17 protein-coding genes are annotated in these 18,165 nt (G+C 44.4%); 9 read left to right on the top strand and 8 right to left on the bottom strand.

Annotated elements, in window-relative coordinates; all coding sequences use genetic code 11:
* The first annotated feature begins 43 nt into the window (after window positions 1-43).
* The 7 genes from R7P72_RS05975 to R7P72_RS05945 all read left to right on the top strand — a co-directional run bounded on the left by R7P72_RS05975 (window position 44) and on the right by R7P72_RS05945 (window position 8,316).
* A complete protein-coding gene (locus R7P72_RS05975) occupies window positions 44-1,528 on the top strand; it encodes a hypothetical protein (protein WP_005375137.1) in 1,485 nt (494 codons plus the stop codon).
* Complete coding sequence (locus R7P72_RS05970) at window positions 1,512-3,095, top strand: GGDEF domain-containing protein (protein WP_005375136.1); 1,584 nt, start codon at window positions 1,512-1,514, stop codon at window positions 3,093-3,095. Before R7P72_RS05975 ends, R7P72_RS05970 begins: the two co-directional genes overlap by 17 nt.
* Window positions 3,096-3,339: 244 nt before the next feature.
* Window positions 3,340-3,720 (top strand): DUF3302 domain-containing protein, encoded by a 381-nt coding sequence (locus R7P72_RS05965; RefSeq protein ID WP_005375135.1) that lies wholly within the window; start codon window positions 3,340-3,342, stop codon window positions 3,718-3,720.
* On the top strand, window positions 3,720-4,850 hold the full coding sequence (locus R7P72_RS05960; RefSeq protein WP_005375134.1) for an HlyD family secretion protein: 1,131 nt from the start codon (window positions 3,720-3,722) through the stop codon (window positions 4,848-4,850). The genes R7P72_RS05965 and R7P72_RS05960 overlap by 1 nt, the downstream gene beginning before the upstream one ends.
* A gap of 335 nt (window positions 4,851-5,185) precedes the next feature.
* Window positions 5,186-5,734, top strand: coding sequence for an ECF-type riboflavin transporter substrate-binding protein (locus R7P72_RS05955; RefSeq protein WP_005375133.1), 549 nt, complete (start codon window positions 5,186-5,188; stop codon window positions 5,732-5,734).
* A gap of 6 nt (window positions 5,735-5,740) precedes the next feature.
* Window positions 5,741-7,480, top strand: a complete 1,740-nt coding sequence (locus R7P72_RS05950) for an ABC transporter ATP-binding protein (RefSeq protein WP_005375132.1) — start codon at window positions 5,741-5,743, stop codon at window positions 7,478-7,480.
* On the top strand, window positions 7,477-8,316 hold the full coding sequence (locus tag R7P72_RS05945) for an energy-coupling factor transporter transmembrane component T family protein (RefSeq protein WP_005375131.1): 840 nt from the start codon (window positions 7,477-7,479) through the stop codon (window positions 8,314-8,316). The genes R7P72_RS05950 and R7P72_RS05945 overlap by 4 nt, the downstream gene beginning before the upstream one ends.
* Window positions 8,317-8,438: 122 nt before the next feature.
* On the opposite strand, the gene R7P72_RS05940 is transcribed toward R7P72_RS05945, so the two are convergent.
* The 4 genes from R7P72_RS05940 to napG form a co-directional block, all read right to left on the bottom strand.
* A complete protein-coding gene (locus R7P72_RS05940) occupies window positions 8,439-8,720 on the bottom strand; it encodes a YrhK family protein (protein ID WP_005375130.1) in 282 nt (93 codons plus the stop codon).
* 206 nt (window positions 8,721-8,926) lie between these two features.
* A complete protein-coding gene (locus R7P72_RS05935; RefSeq protein WP_005375129.1) occupies window positions 8,927-10,108 on the bottom strand; it encodes an MFS transporter in 1,182 nt (393 codons plus the stop codon).
* Window positions 10,109-10,307: 199 nt separating this feature from the next.
* Window positions 10,308-11,162 carry a quinol dehydrogenase ferredoxin subunit NapH gene (napH, locus tag R7P72_RS05930; protein WP_053350046.1) on the bottom strand — a complete coding sequence of 285 codons (855 nt, stop codon included), beginning with the start codon at window positions 11,160-11,162 and terminating at the stop codon, window positions 10,308-10,310.
* Complete coding sequence (gene napG, locus R7P72_RS05925) at window positions 11,162-11,932, bottom strand: ferredoxin-type protein NapG (protein WP_005383947.1); 771 nt, start codon at window positions 11,930-11,932, stop codon at window positions 11,162-11,164. Before napG ends, napH begins: the two co-directional genes overlap by 1 nt.
* Window positions 11,933-12,327: 395 nt before the next feature.
* Here napG and R7P72_RS05920 point away from each other — a divergent pair, with 395 nt between their 5' ends.
* Entirely contained in the window at window positions 12,328-12,828 is a 501-nt protein-coding gene (locus R7P72_RS05920) for a GNAT family N-acetyltransferase (RefSeq protein ID WP_017820512.1), read from the top strand.
* Window positions 12,829-12,874: 46 nt separating this feature from the next.
* On the opposite strand, the gene R7P72_RS05915 is transcribed toward R7P72_RS05920, so the two are convergent.
* On the bottom strand, window positions 12,875-13,852 hold the full coding sequence (locus R7P72_RS05915) for a phosphotransferase (protein WP_132936476.1): 978 nt from the start codon (window positions 13,850-13,852) through the stop codon (window positions 12,875-12,877).
* A complete protein-coding gene (locus R7P72_RS05910) occupies window positions 13,849-14,124 on the bottom strand; it encodes a GNAT family N-acetyltransferase (RefSeq protein ID WP_005375124.1) in 276 nt (91 codons plus the stop codon). The genes R7P72_RS05915 and R7P72_RS05910 overlap by 4 nt, the downstream gene beginning before the upstream one ends.
* 127 nt (window positions 14,125-14,251) lie before the next feature.
* Between R7P72_RS05910 and R7P72_RS05905 the strand changes: the two genes are divergently transcribed.
* Window positions 14,252-14,998: a flagellar brake protein gene (locus tag R7P72_RS05905; RefSeq protein WP_042521645.1), complete on the top strand. Its 747-nt coding sequence runs from the start codon at window positions 14,252-14,254 to the stop codon at window positions 14,996-14,998.
* A 124-nt stretch (window positions 14,999-15,122) separates the two neighbouring features.
* Here the strand turns inward: R7P72_RS05905 and R7P72_RS05900 are convergent, their stop codons facing one another.
* Together R7P72_RS05900 and R7P72_RS05895 are read right to left on the bottom strand one after the other, a co-directional pair.
* Window positions 15,123-16,082, bottom strand: a complete 960-nt coding sequence (locus tag R7P72_RS05900) for a porin (RefSeq protein ID WP_064354918.1) — start codon at window positions 16,080-16,082, stop codon at window positions 15,123-15,125.
* Between the two features lie 396 nt (window positions 16,083-16,478).
* Entirely contained in the window at window positions 16,479-18,107 is a 1,629-nt protein-coding gene (locus R7P72_RS05895; RefSeq protein WP_005375120.1) for a methyl-accepting chemotaxis protein, read from the bottom strand.
* Window positions 18,108-18,165 lie beyond the last annotated feature (58 nt).

Raw genomic sequence — 18,165 nt, 5'->3', positions numbered from 1 at the left:
ATATTAGGTGTGATTTCCAGTTCGATAGTCATGGATGTGAACGTTGGATAAAAACCAAATTCAGCTAGAAGATGATCTCACTAAGCTTAAAGGCCAAATAAAATCGGCCCCTAAACATACCTTTAATATTGCGCAGCAATATCGTATCCGCGCGGAACAAATTTTATTTGTGGACGGAGAGATCAAAGCCTTACTCATCATGGCGCAATGCTGTTGGTGCCTAATGGATTACCGACAAGGCTTAAAACTCGTCAAAGACGCTTACAGCAAACAAACACAGCTTGAAACCGACGATCATCTCCCGGAAATTCTCCATCTTTTTGCACTCCAATATTGGGGCCAAGCAAAGTATTATTCCGCGCAACAATATTGGATTAATGCGCTCGAACAATCTGCTCTTGTTGATGATGTTGAAATTCAAATCGAATCTCTAATTGGGCTTGGTAATGTATGGCGCATCACTAATGAACACCAACTTGCCGCTTCAACTCATGAGTTAGCCGTTAAAGTGGCAAACAATGTTCGTATTGCTTGGTTAGAAGGCAAAGCGCGCATCCTATTAGCTTGGGACTATTACTTACTAAATAAGTTTGTCGAGATGCTTACGGTACTGGATGGAGCAACCGAAGTATTAAAAGATCATGATGACAGTACGTGGCAAGCCGAGATCTGGGACTTTAAAGGGTTAGCACTGCTTGGACTAGAACGCCTTGATGCGGCCGAAGAAGCCACCCAAAAAGCCCACCAGCTCGCCATTGAGCATGATCTCGTTTGGATGAAAGCACACTCTTTTATTAGCCGAGCAAGACTTGAGCTTTTGCGCCAAAATACAGACAGCGCTGCCAAGTTGCTACTTGCAGCAGAAGAGTCTGCACTCAGTTTCGACCACGGTGAGCTACTCAGCCAAATTTGCTTCCAACAATCACGAGTCGCTGAAGAACAAGGAGACTTTGAGTCTGCGTTTAACGCGTTCAAGAAATACCGTAAGCACGCACTCAAAATGCTCAAAGAACAAACTCACCGAATCAGCATGGATAAAGCAAGAGGCTCTAAACGCCAACTAGAGCAGCGAGCACGTAAGCTGATCAATCATATTCGCTCTCAACACGAATACGACCCTGAAAAACAGTTCTCTAATGTCGTTTCTGAGACCTACTGGTGGGAACAGTTAGTTTTGTTTAAAACGGAGCTCAAACGCTCTAACCACGCCATCATTATGATTCAGCATTCAAACCCCGAAGTTCTCGATGTTTGTACCGAGCTCGTTCATGCATTGACAACCTCCAGCGACCTCATCTCGAGAATTTCCAGTAACAGGCTAGCAATGTTAATTGCAGAAAAAGGTCAAGCAGCAGAAGAGGTCTACCGCACTGTCCAAGCGATGTTAGACATCTATCCATGGAAGCGACGCGGAATCAAAGGCCCTAAACCGATACTGTATTTGCAAGATATCCTGACCTTCCCATTCACGTTAGAACAGCTCGAAGAAAGTTATATTGAGGTAATGAAGAATGGAACAACTGCTTAGCAAGGTGACTGACGCAGGTATCGATCCTTCTTCCGTTTCAGGTGAAGAAGCGATTACGCTATGGGAACACATAGGGTTACATATTGCGTCAACAAACCGAGAGAAAGCGCATTGCTATATCATTAGCGCCGAGTATCGAAGAGAGATCAAACAGCTCAACGACAGCATTAGTGAATTGAAACAAGCGCTTGAGTTGCTTGTTTTACCAGAGGATGTAGAAGATATTCTTTCTGTGAAAGCAAGCTTGAGTGAGCGTTTAGTTGAAGTAGGTGACTACAATGCGGCATTAACCGAGTATGTTGCTTCAACCAATATCGCCGTCGAGTACGGCTATATTGATGAGTACGTATTGGCCATTATTGGAATGGGTAATTTGTGCGATGCCTATGGGGATCACCAACGTGCATTACGTTATTATCAAAAAATAGATGCTATCGATCACGCTATTGGCAGTCGATCCCTACGCCTTCGTTACAAGCTGTACATGCTTGCCTGTTATATCAGCTTGAACCGTACCGCAGACGCCAAAGAGCTATTGAGTGAATGTGAAGAACTGAGCATTCTCGTCAGTGATAAAAACCTCGCCGCACAAATTCACCTCTACCGAGCCAAATTACATCGTCTGCAAGAAGACTACCCCAGTGCGTTGCTGGCTATTTCGAATGTTCAGTATACAACGGGTAGTGCCACGACATACTGGTTATCTACGATGGTCAAAATTGAGACTGCGTATTGTCTAAACGGTGTAGGGCACACCTCTTTAGCTAATTTAACGTTGGACTCCATCAGTAAAAGGATTCAAAAGCAGCTATCTCCTATCGTTACTCAGCATTTTTATAACGCGATGAGTCAAGTTTACGCCTCTCAAGGGTTGTATCAAGAAGCATTAAATTGTGAAAAAAAAGCGCATAGAATCGAATCTGATCTTGTAAAACATATTCCGATCGGTGAGTTAGGGTCTGCTCAACTACGCCGACTTTCACGCTTTGAGTTACAACTCAAACTCATTTTGTCAGAGCTAGAAAACAAAGAACTAAAAGAAACCACCAAGCAGCATAAAAATACTGTTGCTCAGCTACAGCAGGACGTCTTTACCGATCCACTTACGTCTTTACACAACAGACGCTGGTTAGAAGTTAAACTAAAAGATCTACTTCTGCACGATACTGCATTTGCATTGATGGTCATCGATATCGATCACTTCAAATCCATCAATGACGAACTAAGCCACTTGGTGGGCGACAAAGCGATCAAAAGTGTGTCACAGGAACTGGCGTCCTACTTCAGATTTAAAGGCGCATCGTGCGTACGATTTGGTGGTGAAGAGTTCCTCGTGATCCTTGAGAATACCCAACTGGAACGCGCAGAAATGCATGCCGAGAATTATCGTGAACGGATTTATCAATATGGTTGGGACGATATTCTTGGTGAGCGGGGGCTGACCGTATCCATAGGGATTACCTTGCATCGAGAAGGCGAGAATACTCAGCGAACTTTTTATCGTGCAGACAAAGCTCTTTATCGCGCCAAAGCCAATGGCAGAAACCAAGTCTGTACCGAACTTTAAACCATGCCCCGGTTGACACCTGGGGCTTTAGTATACTTTTTACTTATCCTTCCTATATCACTTCACTGCTTGTTTAAATAAGTACTCAGCAACACCTTAACTGCCAATAAACATCAGTGGATACTTACATCGCATAAACATAATTCCTACATAAAAACCGCTTGATTCATCTGTAGTTAAGACAAATACTTAAATTGTTAATTTACGTAGATTTTCCATTTCGCAATACGCACAGGTAGGTAAGATGTTTCTAGACTATTTTGCACTTGGGTTACTCATCTTCGTTGCTTTAGTGATCTTTTACGGAATCATTGTCATCCATGATATTCCATATGAAATCGCCAAAGAGAGAGAGCACCCGCACCAAGACGCAATTCACTACGCTGGCTGGGTCAGCCTTTTCACTTTGCATGCGCTGTGGCCATTTTTATGGATCTGGGCAACATTATGGCGCAAGGAACGCGGCTGGGGTTTTAAACAACTAGAACAAGAAACACACGACATTCATCACCGCCTTGAAGAACTCATCGATGAAGTCAACGAACTCAAAAACGAAGTATCGATGTTGAAACAACAAAAGATTCAGCAAAAGCCTTTGCCTGAACAAAGTAAAGAGGACGAATAATGGACTTATTGCTGATTCTGACTTACGCAGCTCTTTGTATTGCCATTTTTAAAATTTTCAATATTCCTCTAAACAAATGGACCGTTCCAACCGCCGTACTTGGCGGCGTAGTGTTAGTGGGCACACTCGTGCTGCTTATGAACTACAACCACCCATTTACTCAATTGGGTAACCAAGTGTTCCCGACTACGCCTATCGTCTCTGGCGTGCGTGGCCGCGTGGTGGAAGTGCCAGTCCAGGCCAACCAACCGCTCAAAACGGGCGATATTCTTTTCAAAATCGATCCTGTCCCTTTTGAAGCAGAAGTTGCTCGCCTGGAAGCGAAAGTTAAAGAAGCAAGCCAAGGTGCGTTGGGCTTAGAGTCTGATCTAAGAGAGGCAGAAGCTGCTGTATTGAAAGCACAAGCGGACAGAGATAAAGCACAAAGGGAATTTAGCCGATATCAAAGGGGCTTTGATCGTGGCGCGTTTACTGAACAAGATTTGGATACTCGACGCCAAGCGTATAAAGCGGCAGAAGCCATGTTAGACGTTGCGATTTTGCAACAAGAACAAGCGCAAATCGCTCTGGACTCTGAAATCGGAGGCGAAAATACCCAAGTCGCGCAACTTCTTGCCGAGCTGCGTAAAGCAGAGTTTAACCTAGAGCAAACCGTCGTTCGTGCGCCAACCGATGGTTACGTTACGCAATTGGCTTTGCGTCCTGGTGTTATGGCTGTGCCGTTGCCACTTGCCCCGGCAATGACCTTCGTACATACCGAAGACATTACGTACACCGCGGCATTCAGACAGAACTCATTACAACGCTTGAAGCCAGGCTTTGAAGCAGAATTTATGTTCCGCGCAATTCCGGGCAAAGTGTTCCGTGGCGAAGTCATTGACGTGATTCCAGCCATTGGTGAAAGCCAAATTCAAGCGCGAGGCGCTCTGCTTGGGACTGATGCCTTGCGCACGAGCGGACGTGTTTTTGCGAAGCTGAAAATTACCGACGACTTGAGTGGATACCACCTACCAATGGGTACTGCGGTTGAAGTTGCAGTTTATTCAGACAGCTTTACTCACGTATCAGTGATGCGCAAAGTGCTTATTCGTATGAAGAGCTGGCAGAACTATTTATACCTCGACCATTAATGAACATATAGCGCATTCATTTATTGGTAAAAATAACATCAAACCGTGTAATCAGGGGCTGACGATCAGCCCCTGATTCATTCTAGCCATCCAGATAGATAGCATTCCCACTTTTATTAATATTCTGTATAATGCGCGCCTTATTTTTAATGCTTGCTAAAACCAAAGCCAGTCAAAGGGATGCGTGAATCAAATCACACATTTCCTGAAGAAAAATAGAGCAAACAATAAGCAGCTTGGTTGTTTTGAATATATGTTACACAATCAAATAACTAACGCTTTCCAACAATATAAATGAACGTTCTTTAAAATCGACTATTGAACTGAGGTTATCTATGAATCTTTCCGCTAAAACTGTTGTGGTTATTGCAATCGGTGCTGCTCTTTACGGTATCGGTGGCTTACCTATGTTTGGCATCCCTGTGTTTGCAAACACAACGCTAAAACCAGCAATGGCAGTATTAGCATTGTTCTCAGTACTATTTGGACCACTTGTTGGCTTCTTGGTTGGTTTTATTGGTCACTGGGTTACTGACCTATTTGCAGGTTGGGGCGTATGGCTCACTTGGGTACTTGGTTCAGGTATTGTTGGTTTGATTATCGGTCTATTCCCTTCTCTAACGCGCTACCGTTTGGAGAAAGGTGATTTCAATATGAAAGACTTCGCGTTATTCGTAGTACTTGCGCTATTAGGCAACGTATTTGGTTACGGTTGCTCTGCATTCCTCGACACGATTTTATACGCAGAACCGTTCACTAAAGTGTTTACCCAGCTTTCTATTATCGCGATCGGTAACACCATTCTTATTGCTATTGTTGGCTTCTTCATTCTTAAGTCTGTCGCTAAACGTAACAAGCAAAGCCGTAACTTAACAGAGGCTTAATGTCGAATGACAATCGAATTTTCTAACTTCTCTTTTAGATATGAGTCGCTGGACAAACCGACGCTAAAAAATATCAATCTAAGGATAGAGAAAGGAGAGAAAATCGTCATTATCGGTCCAAGTGGTAGTGGTAAATCTACCCTTGGGCAATGTCTTAACGGACTGATCCCACACGCAATCAAAGGGGAAACCAGTGGAACATTGACCATCAATGGTCAAGACACCGCCCCTTTCGACATGCACCAATACACTGAGCAAGTTGGCACCGTACTGCAAGATACGGACAGCCAATTTGTCGGCTTGAGCATTGGCGAAGACATCGCATTTGCGCTGGAAAACCAGCTAACTTCAAATATCGACATGTACCCATTGGTCAAAGCCACGGCCAAAATGGTCGACTTGGAACAGATGCTAGAACGCTCACCCCACGATTTATCTGGCGGGCAGAAACAGCGTGTTTCTTTGGCGGGCATTCTCGTCGATGATGTCGATATCCTTTTGTTTGATGAACCACTAGCTGCGCTTGACCCTAAAACGGGTAAAAAAACCATCGAGATCATCGATGATCTACACCGCGAAACGGGCAAAACCATCGTAATCATTGAGCATCGTCTTGAAGACGTTCTGCATTGCTCAGTTGACCGTATTATCTTGATGGAAAGCGGCAAAATCATTGCCGATACAACGCCAGATGAAATTTTAGCGTCGCCTCTGCTAGAAGATTACGGCATCCGCGAACCGCTTTATATTTCAGCACTGAAAGAAGCAGGCTGCGCGATTGAGGGCGATGCAAAACCTTCTAGCTTAACTACCTTACCGTTGGAGCAATATAAACCGGCAGTACAAGCATGGTTTGATGGTTCAAAAGCACAACCGCCCAAAACGCCAGCCGAGACTTTGCTTGAAGTCCGTGGCCTCACCTATTCTTACGACGGTGAGAAAAACGCGTTAGAAGACGTGAGTTTTGACATCAAGCGTGGCGAGTTTGTCTCTGTACTTGGCAAAAATGGCTCGGGTAAATCGACCATCACCAAACTGATTATGGGCGTTATTGAAGCGGATAGCGGCTCAATGAGCATGAATGGTCAAGATCTTAACGAACTGACCATCTTCGAGCGCAGCCAGAAAGTGGGTGTGGTGATGCAAAACCCGAATCACATGATTTCCCATCACATGATTTTCGACGAAGTGGCCTTCGGCCTCCGTAATCGTGGCGTTGAAGAGAAACAAATCGAAGCTAAAGTACTTGAAGTCCTTGAGCTGTGCGGTTTGAGCAAATACCGTCACTGGCCAATCGAAGCATTGAGCTACGGCCAGAAAAAGCGCGTAACCATTGCGTCAATTTTGGTCTTGGAACCAGAGCTTCTGATCCTTGATGAACCGACGGCAGGTCAGGACTATCGAAACTACACGTCTATGCTGAGTTTCATCGAAAAGCTCAATCGCGAGTTGGGCGTAACCGTAATGATCATCTCTCATGACATGCATTTAGTGTTGGAATACACCTCGCGCTCTATCGTGATTGCAGACAGTAAATTAGTCGCGGATGCACCAATGACGCAGGTATTCAGCAGTCCAGAGCTACTAGACCAAGCAAACCTCACTACCACAAGTTTGTTTGAGTTGGCTACGAAAGTTGGTATCGAGGACACCAATGGCTTTATGCAGCACTTTATCAATGTAGAAAAAGCGCACCGCCAACAAAAAAGCGACGACGTAAACCAACTAGAGAAAGCGGTGGCATGAAAGACAATAAGATGAAGTTTGGTATCAACTACATCGATACCCAATCGCCACTTCATAAGTTGAATGGCATTACTAAGTTCTTGCTTTTCATTGCTTGGGTAACGGTGGTATTGACCACATTTGACTTGCGAATCATCGCGCTGTTGATCGTGCTGGGTTTGGGCTTATTGAAAATGACCAAAGTGCCCTTTCATGTCTACAAACCGCTGTTATTCGGTACAGGCACGGTATTACTGATCAATGCCCTGTTTATGTTCGCGTTAGCACCGCAACAAGGTACTGAGTTCATGGGTTCATCAACGGTTTTACTCTCGTTACCCGGTAATTACTCGCTCACTCAAGAGACATTGTTTTACCTAGTAACAGTGACGTTGAAGTACTTCAGCATGTTCCCAATCGCGTTGGTGTTTGTATTTACCACTCATCCGACAGAGTTTTCAGCCAGCTTGAACCGTTTAGGTGTGCCTTACAAAATCGCCTATGCCGTAAGCTTAACGCTGCGCTACTTGCCGGAAGTGAAAAAGGACTTTGTTAACATCATGCACGCGCAACAAGCACGCGGAGTAGAACTGAGCAAGAAGGCTCCGTTGTTCACTCGTATGAAGAACGTCGCGAAGATTCTTGGACCTCTGATTTTCTCTAGTTTAGACAGAGCCGATCAAATCTCAAACGCGATGACGCTACGTGGTTTTGGCCGCCACTCCTCTCGCACTTGGTACAGCTTAAAACCACTGACCAAAGCCGATATGATCTGCATGGCCTGGATTGCGGCGATAGTGATTGCTGCGATCAGCAAGCGTGTGATGGACACACAACTGTTCTGGTATCCGTTTTAAATTCTGAAGCTTCAAACTGAACATAACGTGGTTAGTGTTGTGACCACGTTATCTTCCGTCTTTCCCTTCGATAACTCGCCTGCTGGCTTCTTGCTTGCAAGTATTCAAAAGAAGCGGTGATTTCAGCGGCTCACTGATGTGCCAGAAAGTTGCTTATTCAAACGACCAACATGAACTAAACTCATCAGTTTTATCAGGGGCTTAATGATCAACTGCGCACTGCCTACAATGAAAAGCCAAGTACCACTTTCAATCAACGAATCATTCAAAAAGAAAAAGCTACCAATTAAAAACCAAATAGCAATGAGTAGGTCGTTTGCAGCACCTAACGCCTCATAGCGGCGCTGAATAACGATGTGACGGCTTCCTAGATCTAAATCCAACTCTCTGCCATGTATCTGCACTGTATAGCTCCCCTCTTATTGTTTCGCGTCAGTTATGCCCAAGTTATTTCGAAATACTTAGTTCTAAACCCTAACGGACGTAGCATGCATTGACAACCATTAGGGGGATTATCTATTTGCAATAAAAAGAAAAGGGCGCATAAGCACCCTTTTTAGTGAGTCTAATTACAGGTATTCGCTTTAATGATTAGATAGTGAGTACCAACTTAACTCCACTTCAACAAGCGAGTTTCGTTGCCTTCTTCCGGCTTCGCTGGAATATTGAGTGACAACAGCAAGCTCACTGCTGCCATACCAGCGCCGATGTAAAATACGCTAGCAGGTGAAACCAGCCAGATGACACCAAACGTAACAGGTATTACAACTGCAGCAATATGGTTAATCGTAAACGCAACGCCTGCGGTCGACGCCATATCGGCAGGATCGGCAATTTTCTGGAAGTAGGTTTTAATCGCAAGCGCTAACGCGAAAAATAAATGATCGACAACATACAATGCTGCCGCCCACTCTGCCGTTTGCACCAAACCGTACCCGACGAACACGAAGATCAAACCGACGTATTCAAACATCAACGCTTTGCGCTCACCAACAACGCCGATAAAACGGCCTATTCGCTTCGCAAACAAGAAGTTAAAGACATAGTTAATCAGGAACAACAACGTAATATCTGCGGCGGAGTAACCAAACTTTTCTACCATCAAGAAACCAGCGAACACCGTAAAAATTTGACGGCGTGCTCCACTCATAAACGTAAGCGCATAGTATAACCAGTAACGTTTACGCAGGATGAGCTTCTTGTTCTGAGGTACTTTTGTCTTAAATTGTGGGAAGGCAAATGCCATCACCAAAATGAGCACAAAACCTAAACCACCAGCCATTAAATAGACCGTTTTAAAATCAAGTTTGAGCTGTTCGAGCGAAACCCAAATGGCGCCGTAGGTAAACAGAGAAGCCAAAGCTCCAACAGAAATAAACTTACCCAGCATTTCTGGCGCTTCTTCTTTAGATAGCCATTGTAAAGACAAAGACTGCTTGAGTGTTTCAAAGTAATGGAAGCCGGTGGACATTAACAAGGTTGTAAAAAGTAGACCGTACAAAGTGGGAAAATAACCTGTTAATGCCGTACCAAGCGTAAGCATCGCCAAAGAGACGAGCATAAAGCGTTGCTCTCGGATAAACAGCAATACAAACACGGCGGTAAAGGCCAAAAAACCCGGAATTTCACGCACACTTTGCAATAAGCCTATGTCGGCACCATCAAAGTTTGCTTTCTCGATAACAAAGTTGTTCAACAACGCCATCCAGGTAGAAAAAGCAATGGGCACGATAATGGAAATTAGCAGGAGGAAATTTTGCGGCGTTCTCCAGCCGTGCGATGAGGTAGTCATGATGTTTCCTTTAAATATGAAGGCATCATCATAGCTTTAAATGTAACAAATTCGCAATATCATTATTATTTTCAGCCCAGAGCAAGCAGATATGGCTGAGGGATATTGTTATGAAGACAAACATCGCACTTAACTCCTTGGCGAAGCGCGATGTTCAAGTATCAAGAGAAATAAATCATGAGTAAATGTGCTCAGTGGCTTAATCAATGACTTTTACTGATAGGCGATTTTTAAATTCAAACACATGTTCTGGACATACATCCAAACAACGACCACAGCTAATGCAGTTTTGATCCATAACTCGACGATCTCCCTCTTTCAAAGGCTGCCGAAGCACTTCTGGTTCTGGGCAAATGTAAAAGCAATCCATGCATTTGGTGCAATCTTCGCGCCGAACAGCAGTAACGCGCAACAGGCTTTTTCGGCCTATCACGCCATAGGTAGCCCCCAGTGGACATAAGTGCCCACACCACCCATGCTCAACCAAGAGTAAATCCAACACAAACACTAGGGCGATTAGCACCCAACCTGCGCCCATACCAAACACCAACCCGCGATGCAGTGCCGCAACTGGATCTAACCATGTCCAAAGAATCGCGCCAGATAGCGCACTGCCCAACATCAAAACAGGGATCAGCCAATAACGAATCATGGGAGACCAACGATAGCTCGCTTTAATGTTGAACTTTCGACGCAACCACGCCGCCAAGTCTGTCACGATGTTCAACGGGCACACCCAAGCACAAAATGCGCGCGGCGCCAAAATCGCGTAAAACGCAACGACAATCACTACGCCTAACAACGCATTAAACTCCGGAACATGCCCTGTCGCCAAAGCTTGAAGCACAATTAACGGGTCACTTAACGGCACGGTATCGAGCAACATACTTGATGACAGATTACCAGTTAGAATTCCCAGCGTCGGCCCAGCCATAAACAGCGCAATGATGGTGAACTGACATAGCCGACGTAAAATCAAAAACCGATGCGCGCGCCACCAACCAAGCTTTTCAAGCGCTTCTTTGCCAGCATTTTGAGCTAAATTCTTTGCCATTACTTACCTCCTTTTAGCGATTCAAGCGCACCTTCCGGTACAGGCGTCTCACTAGGGAGGATATTTTCGAGTGGTTTGTCGATCTCTTTCCAACCAAAATTGTAGTGGCTGCCCACTTTGCCTTTCGCCAAATCCGTCGGGACGACTTTAATAGCAGCGACATCCAACACGCACGCTTGTTCACACTTACCGCATCCGGTACACACTTCGGAATTCACTGTTGGGATAAGTTTGGCGTGATAACCGGTTCGGTCGTTGTGAACCATCTCTAATGTGATGGCTTCATCAATCAGCGGACAAACGCGATAACAAACGTCGCATCGTAACCCTTGCCAGTTAAGGCAAGTTTCATGGTCAATAAGAACCGCTGTACCCATTCGAGCATCATCAATATCGGTTAGTTTCGGATCCAGCGCCCCACTCGGACAAGCGACAACACAAGGAATGTCTTCGCACATTTCGCAGGGAATATCGCGTGCAGTAAAGTAAGGTGAGCCAGTCGCGACGGGTGAAAGTAATGTCGCAAGTTTCAAGGTATCGTAAGGACATGCCTGAACACACAAGCCACATCGAATACAAGCTGATTCGAAATCGCCTTCCGGCAGTGCACCAGGCGGACGAATAGGCACACCTTTGGTTTCTCGAGCTTGGCTTTGTAGCGATTGTAAGCCCAATACACACGCAGCTGCGCCAACACCAGCCGCAGTTCGAGCTGTATCACGCAAAAATCGGCGCCGACTTTGCGATATTTTAGACTGAGAGGATTTCATGCTATTTCCTCAACAAAACTCCCTTATCAAGTTAAGCATAAATAGCCCTAAACGTGTCGTTTCCCTATACCTCATAGGAGGTAACCCCATCCTCTATTGATTCAAGTCAACTGACGCACAGTGCCGTCGTCACAGTTTGACTAAATGCGTTTATTTACTGCGACATGAAATTCACCACGATACTCTGCAGTACGCGCCATTCTCAGTACAATAATTCAACACCTTTGCAATCTACTCGCTCAATTCGATGATAAATCACTACTAAAAATTCAAAAAATGACATCATAACAAGCTAATTTAAAAGGCATTTATCCATTAAACATAAAAAAACACTATCCAAATAAGAAAACTGTGGTTAGATTAAAAATTAAAACTAAAAAGCGAAGGAGAGAGGCATGGAAATTATCGTACGTCCAACGACCGTCGAAGACGCAGCGGCACTCGTAGAAATCTATTCACAACCAAAAGCACAACGTGAAACCCTGCAACTCCCAAAGCCTTCGCTCGCGATGTGGGTGGAAAGATTGTCAAACATACCTGATGGTGTTTATAGCTATGTCGCTGAAATTGATGGTAAAGTCGTCGGAAATATTGGCTTTCACCACTCTCTACGTCCAAGAACGATGCACACGGCATCGTTTGGCATCGGAGTACATGATAGTTTCCACGGACTCGGTATTGGTAGCAAATTGATAGAAACAGTCACTGAACTAGCAGATAACTGGTTAAATGTGAGAAGAATTCAGATAGAGGTCAATGCCGATAACGACGCCGCCATTGGGCTTTATAAAAAGCATGGATTTCAAATTGAGGGTGAAGCGATTGACGGTTCCTTCCGTGATGGTGAATTCATCAATACCTATTACATGGCGCGCATCAGACCAGGCCAAAGATAAAACAAAGCCTCCTACTAATTGGAGGCTTTTCTTTTTAAACTTCGACTCACTTTCGTAAGTAAGCCAACGCTCTGCGAGTCAATGCTTCTGTGTAGGGATTGATCTTCCAGTGGTCGGGACTCCAACCTTTCACAAATCGCTGAAAGTCTGCCCAAGCCACAGCAAACAAAGGACGCCACTCACGCTCGACTTCATTAGGGTCAAGATTCGGTTGATAGACAATTAGCGCGTGTTGCAACTGAGCAAAATACGTATCCAAAACCCAAACTTCCATCTCTGCACAACGTTCTGGCTTAACGGCGCTACTCATAAACAGTGCCACATCTTTCATTGCACACCCACATCCAACGTATTGAAAGTCAACCGCAACAACGCTTGATTCTTCTTCATCAAAACAGAAGTTCGCCAATTTGGCATCACCGTGTACTAGTGTTTTAAACTTAGCTTGCGAAAGCGTTTGATCAATCAATTGAGCCGCATTTTGTAGCTCAGTGTCTTGCAATGCTTCAAGCTCGTCGGGTCTGGTTGCTAAGTGCCAGTATGTTCCGGTATGCCACAACTTATCCGAACGAACATCGATGTATCGCGCATGAAAGTTCGCCAACCAAGTGAGGCAGGCTTGTAGATGCTCTAGCTGTGCATCTGTGATGACTTTTGGAAAGCCCACCTCGGCGAGATCTTCCATCACAATGAGCCATTCATTCTCCGATTGGAACGTTTTTAGACCTTGTGGTACTCGGCAGCGAGTATCCACCCCTCCGGAAAAATACTCATACCAATTCACTTCCACCTGATAAGAGTGCAACTTTCTTTGATGAGAACGGTCCGTATTCCAGCCTCTAGGATGCTCTGAAGGCTTAGGGAGTTTTACATGCTTAATGATCACTGAACCAGTAGAATAAGTAACTCGGACTAACTCCCCATAGCCTCCCCATAGCGATTGTATGACTTCTACAGAGCGGTAATTACCGAGATTGAGTTCCTGGCCAATATTTTGGTAGCGTTGGTGGTTGTTACTCATCATGTGAGCAGATGTGACCACGTTTGGTTCTTCTCCATGTAGTGAATAACATATGGGCAAACTGGTTTGATTTGATAACCGAGTGACTCAATTTCTGGCAACACCGCTTCCATCATCACTTTTCCGTACCCCTTACCTCGCAGTGCTTCAGGAACAACCGTTGATGTAATGTGCATGACATTACCCTTAAGCTGATAAATCACCTTGGCTTTATAACCCTGCTCTAAATCAACCCAGAATGTACTATTCGTGGTCTCATGAGTTACTTTATGCATATCTTGCTCTCTAATTTTTGTTACAGATTGATTGAATCAAACTATATCACTGAATAAAATCGATACCATGCGAGAGTGCTGCTTCGCCTCACGCGATTACCTTCTTACATCAGGTACGACAATTATAATGAGAAATATGAGCCCAATTGCCAGAGACGGCAAGCTACCTCTGCAAAGCAAGAAGGCACCAGAACGTCAGGCAAGTACATTAAATAGCACCGATGCAATGGCAATGGTCGAACACGGCAGTGAAGTGAGCTTAAACGTCACCACCCCCGTTGGTACAAAGTTTATTACAACCAGCACATTTGTTGGCTGTCACTCAAATAATACTGCATTGATAGAGGTTCCGAACATCTCCGATGAAGACTTGAAGTTCTATTTTCAGGAAGGCTTTTGGATCAATGTAAAAGCCTACTCTCATCGAGGTGAAGGGGCCGTTATCCCATTTCGGGCCCAATTGCAGCATCGACTAGGCGATCCGTACCCAATTTTGGTGCTAGACCTACCCAACACTATGCAGGTCTTTCAGCTTCGCAAAGAAGTGCGTTACGAAGTAAATTTGAGAGCGCGTGTTTGTTTAGAAGCCTATCGAACTGAATGCGAAATAAGAGATTTATCTCGTAGTGGCTGTCGTTTTGTAACATCACCGATGAGCCGACCACTTCAGGTTGGTGACCACGTTTCATTGGATCTAACGATGCCCGGAGAAAGTCGTATGCTAGCGCCGTTGCGAGGTCGTATTTGTAATTTACAAAAATCAACGCACTATGCTCGCTACGGAATGGAGTTTGATGAGGTTGGTAAAAACAACGCTAAAAACCTCCTCAGTCACCTCAAATTTGATGGTACTAAGCTCACACTAAAAAGATAGATTTGATCACCCCTATCGCTTATCAAGAAGCTTTGAAGTGCTAGAAAACAAGAAACCCCTTACTTTTCAGTAAGGGGTTTTTATTTACTAAGAATAAGGCAGTATCTTAGATAAGAGTCATGACTTAGAAGTCGTAACGTAGACCTAGCGCTAGCTCATCTTTTTCAGCCGCGCCTTCGTTATCCATTAGATCGAAGTTGTATGATGCGTAGCCACGGAAGTTAGGCTTGAAGTAGTAAGTTACATCAACAGCTAGGTTTTCTACAGTATCTGCGTCTTCTAGTTCACCTTTGTTGAACGTAGAAGTGAATACAGTTTGACCCATAGTGTAAGCAGCGGCTAGTTCGTAGCCTTTGTAATCAAAAGTCTTACCTGCAACATCCATATCCGCGCCAGTGTAGTTACCAGCGAAGTAGAAGTCACCTACAGAGTATGCAGCTACCAGCATGAACTCATCGCTGTCGTTTTGATCTGCGTAACCAGCACCTAGTTCAAAACCAGTGTTAGCAAACGCGTAAACACCAGATAGAGAGAAGCCATCTTCCTCGTTGTCTGTAAAGCCTTGTGCATCTGTTGTGCGATCAGCAAAACGGTAGCTAGCGCGTACAGCTAGTTGCTCGAATTGGCCTTTGTAAGACAGCATGTTATCTGTACGGTCAGAAACAGGCAGTTTAAGTGCTGCTGTGTTACCGTGGTAAGCCATAATGTCAGTAAAGTCAGTAAGAACCACTAGTGCGCCGTCGTTTTTACCGTAAGTTACTTCACCGTATTTGCCACCCAGACCTGCATAAGCGTAACGAGTTTCAAGATCACTATTGTTATCTACGGCACCTTCTTCTTTTGTTTTGAACTCACCTTCCCAAAAACCAACGCCGTATAGGTTTTCATTGATTTCCTGTTTGCCTAGGAAGTTAAGACGGATGCGAGTACGGTCTTCTGCCTTACCATCCATCATAGAAAGACGCGCTTCAGCGCGGCCGCCCATCTCAAGAGAAGTGCCATCTTGGTTGTATAGTTCTGAAGCGACAACTTGAGATCCTGATGCCATTAGCGCCACTGCTACAGCTAAAGTTTTTAATTTCATTGTTATTTTCCATATCATTGTTTTATATGTGTTTTCTCACCAGAAAAACAGGACTTTTCTGTACCAACGAGAAAACTGGCGGCATAGTAGCAGCTGTTATTTTTCACGCAACGTGTTGAATAAACAGCACTTATAGAAGAAAACACCACTTAAAATGACGATATGAATACCTCTCAACCATCAAGTTATCGGTTGAGTTAAAAAAAATGTTCGCGTCAAAAAAAAATTGACGAAAAAAATGTAAAAACAATATCACAAAACGTGATATTGCCCGCAAAAAATCTTGTTAACTGACTGTTTTAGATAGACTTATTGATAATAAATCCGATTATTACAAACAAAAAAATCCCTGAGCATTCACTCAGGGATTTAGAGATTTGATAAGTAGATGATGAATTAAAGCTTAAAGAAACTTAATTGCTCTTTCTGCTTCTCTGCAAGTAATGAAAGCTCAGTACTCGCACTTGCACTTTGGCTGATGCCCGCTACGTTTTGGTTTACAAGCTCCGACATGTTAACCACGTTGCGATTGATATCTTGAGTAACTTGAGACTGCTCTTCGGCTGCGGTTGCTACTTGCGTGTTTGAATCGTTGATGTTGGCGACCGACTCGGTAATTCCAACCAACGCTTCATTCGCTTGTTGCGTCAGCTCGTTGTTGCGGCTAAGCATATCAAGGCTGACTTGCATACTGTCATTCGCCAGCCCAGACTGCGCTTGAAGCTCTTCAATGATCGTTTGGATCTCTTGTGTCGAGTCTTGAGTACGAGCTGCTAGCATGCGTACTTCATCAGCTACTACCGCAAAACCACGACCAGATTCTCCAGCTCGCGCCGCTTCAATCGCAGCATTCAATGCTAGCAAGTTGGTCTGCTCAGATACGCCGCGAATCACTTCAATAACATCGTTGATCTGTACAGATTGCTCTTTTAGACGCAAAACAACTTGCGCTGCATCGTTCAATGCTTGAGACATTTGCGCACTTGCTTCCGCACTTTCTTGGAAGATGGCCAAACCTGATTGAGCAAGTCCATCAGCTTCACGCGCAGTTGCGTCAGCAGAGGTCGCGTTATCACTCACATTATTCGCAGTGCTTGCAAGCTCATTAACCGCAGATGCAACTTGCTCGATCTCCGCCAACTCTTGTTGAGCGTTCGCTTCCGCTTGCGTCATTACCGCAGCTAATTCGGTCGATGCAGATGCAACTTCCTCACTAATACGGGTTAACTGGTCCACAGTGTTGTATAACTGCTCTGCGGTTTGGTTTACATCTTTGCTCAGCTTAGAGATCTCATTGTCCCCATCGACATCTGCACGTACTGATAGATTACCCATTGCTAACTGACGCATCACTTCTTGCAGCTTTTGGATTGGTGTAACAATCATGCCAGATAGGAACCAAGCGCCTATCAATGAGAAAGCAAATACCGCTAAAACCGTCAACATAGCGTTATTTTGCACACGTTCATTTTGCTGATGACTTCTGATAGTAGATTGTTCAGCTTGCTCGTTTACATGCTTTGATAGTGTGTTAATTTGTTGGACCATTTCTCGGCCAACATTGCGATACTCTTTGACAAATGCACGGTACTCGCTATCCGATTTCAAACCTTGATCGTATTGGTTGAAGAAAGCAACTGAGCGCTCTGAATATCGCACATAGGATTCAATTGCTTGGCGAACTTTAACGGCATCGTCACGGAATAGGTTTCGGGCTTCAATTGCGCTTAAATCGGCATCAACTTGCTTTAAGCCTTCTTTCAATTCGGTTAGAAAATTCTCACGACGAGAAGCATCGTAAATAGCGTAAACCGCGCTTATGCGCAGAGGGTAAATTTGGTCGTCAATACTCGCCAATGTGTCTTTGTGAAAAACCAAAGATTCTTGGTTGGAAGCAATAACATCTTGCTCTGCTTGAAGATTGTTTTTAGTAATCCAAAGAGCAATAAACAAAACAATCGCGGTAAATAATACCGGAACCAAAATTTGCGTTCGTACTGACAAATTTTTCAGTGATAACTGCATGACAGGGCCTCAGTTGTATGCGTGATGTCTATATCCAAACAAACTCGAGCAGTGCTTA

The organism is Vibrio sp. Vb0888 (assembly GCF_033338835.1).
In the GTDB taxonomy this organism is placed as follows: Bacteria; Pseudomonadota; Gammaproteobacteria; order Enterobacterales; family Vibrionaceae; genus Vibrio; species Vibrio alginolyticus.
This window is presented reverse-complemented; position numbering and strand designations above follow the sequence as displayed.

Coding starts and splice junctions, on each gene's coding strand:
- R7P72_RS05895 (WP_005375120.1), bottom strand. CDS start 18,107: ATGCAGTTATCACTGAAAAATTTGTCAGTACGAACGCAAATTTTGGTT.
- R7P72_RS05910 (WP_005375124.1), bottom strand. CDS start 14,124: ATGCATAAAGTAACTCATGAGACCACGAATAGTACATTCTGGGTTGAT.
- R7P72_RS05965 (WP_005375135.1), top strand. CDS start 3,340: ATGTTTCTAGACTATTTTGCACTTGGGTTACTCATCTTCGTTGCTTTA.
- R7P72_RS05950 (WP_005375132.1), top strand. CDS start 5,741: ATGACAATCGAATTTTCTAACTTCTCTTTTAGATATGAGTCGCTGGAC.
- R7P72_RS05900 (WP_064354918.1), bottom strand. CDS start 16,082: ATGAAATTAAAAACTTTAGCTGTAGCAGTGGCGCTAATGGCATCAGGA.
- napH (WP_053350046.1), bottom strand. CDS start 11,162: ATGGCAAAGAATTTAGCTCAAAATGCTGGCAAAGAAGCGCTTGAAAAG.
- R7P72_RS05915 (WP_132936476.1), bottom strand. CDS start 13,852: ATGATGAGTAACAACCACCAACGCTACCAAAATATTGGCCAGGAACTC.
- napG (WP_005383947.1), bottom strand. CDS start 11,932: ATGAAATCCTCTCAGTCTAAAATATCGCAAAGTCGGCGCCGATTTTTG.
- R7P72_RS05945 (WP_005375131.1), top strand. CDS start 7,477: ATGAAAGACAATAAGATGAAGTTTGGTATCAACTACATCGATACCCAA.
- R7P72_RS05935 (WP_005375129.1), bottom strand. CDS start 10,108: ATGACTACCTCATCGCACGGCTGGAGAACGCCGCAAAATTTCCTCCTG.
- R7P72_RS05905 (WP_042521645.1), top strand. CDS start 14,252: ATGAGAAATATGAGCCCAATTGCCAGAGACGGCAAGCTACCTCTGCAA.
- R7P72_RS05920 (WP_017820512.1), top strand. CDS start 12,328: ATGGAAATTATCGTACGTCCAACGACCGTCGAAGACGCAGCGGCACTC.
- R7P72_RS05960 (WP_005375134.1), top strand. CDS start 3,720: ATGGACTTATTGCTGATTCTGACTTACGCAGCTCTTTGTATTGCCATT.
- R7P72_RS05970 (WP_005375136.1), top strand. CDS start 1,512: ATGGAACAACTGCTTAGCAAGGTGACTGACGCAGGTATCGATCCTTCT.
- R7P72_RS05955 (WP_005375133.1), top strand. CDS start 5,186: ATGAATCTTTCCGCTAAAACTGTTGTGGTTATTGCAATCGGTGCTGCT.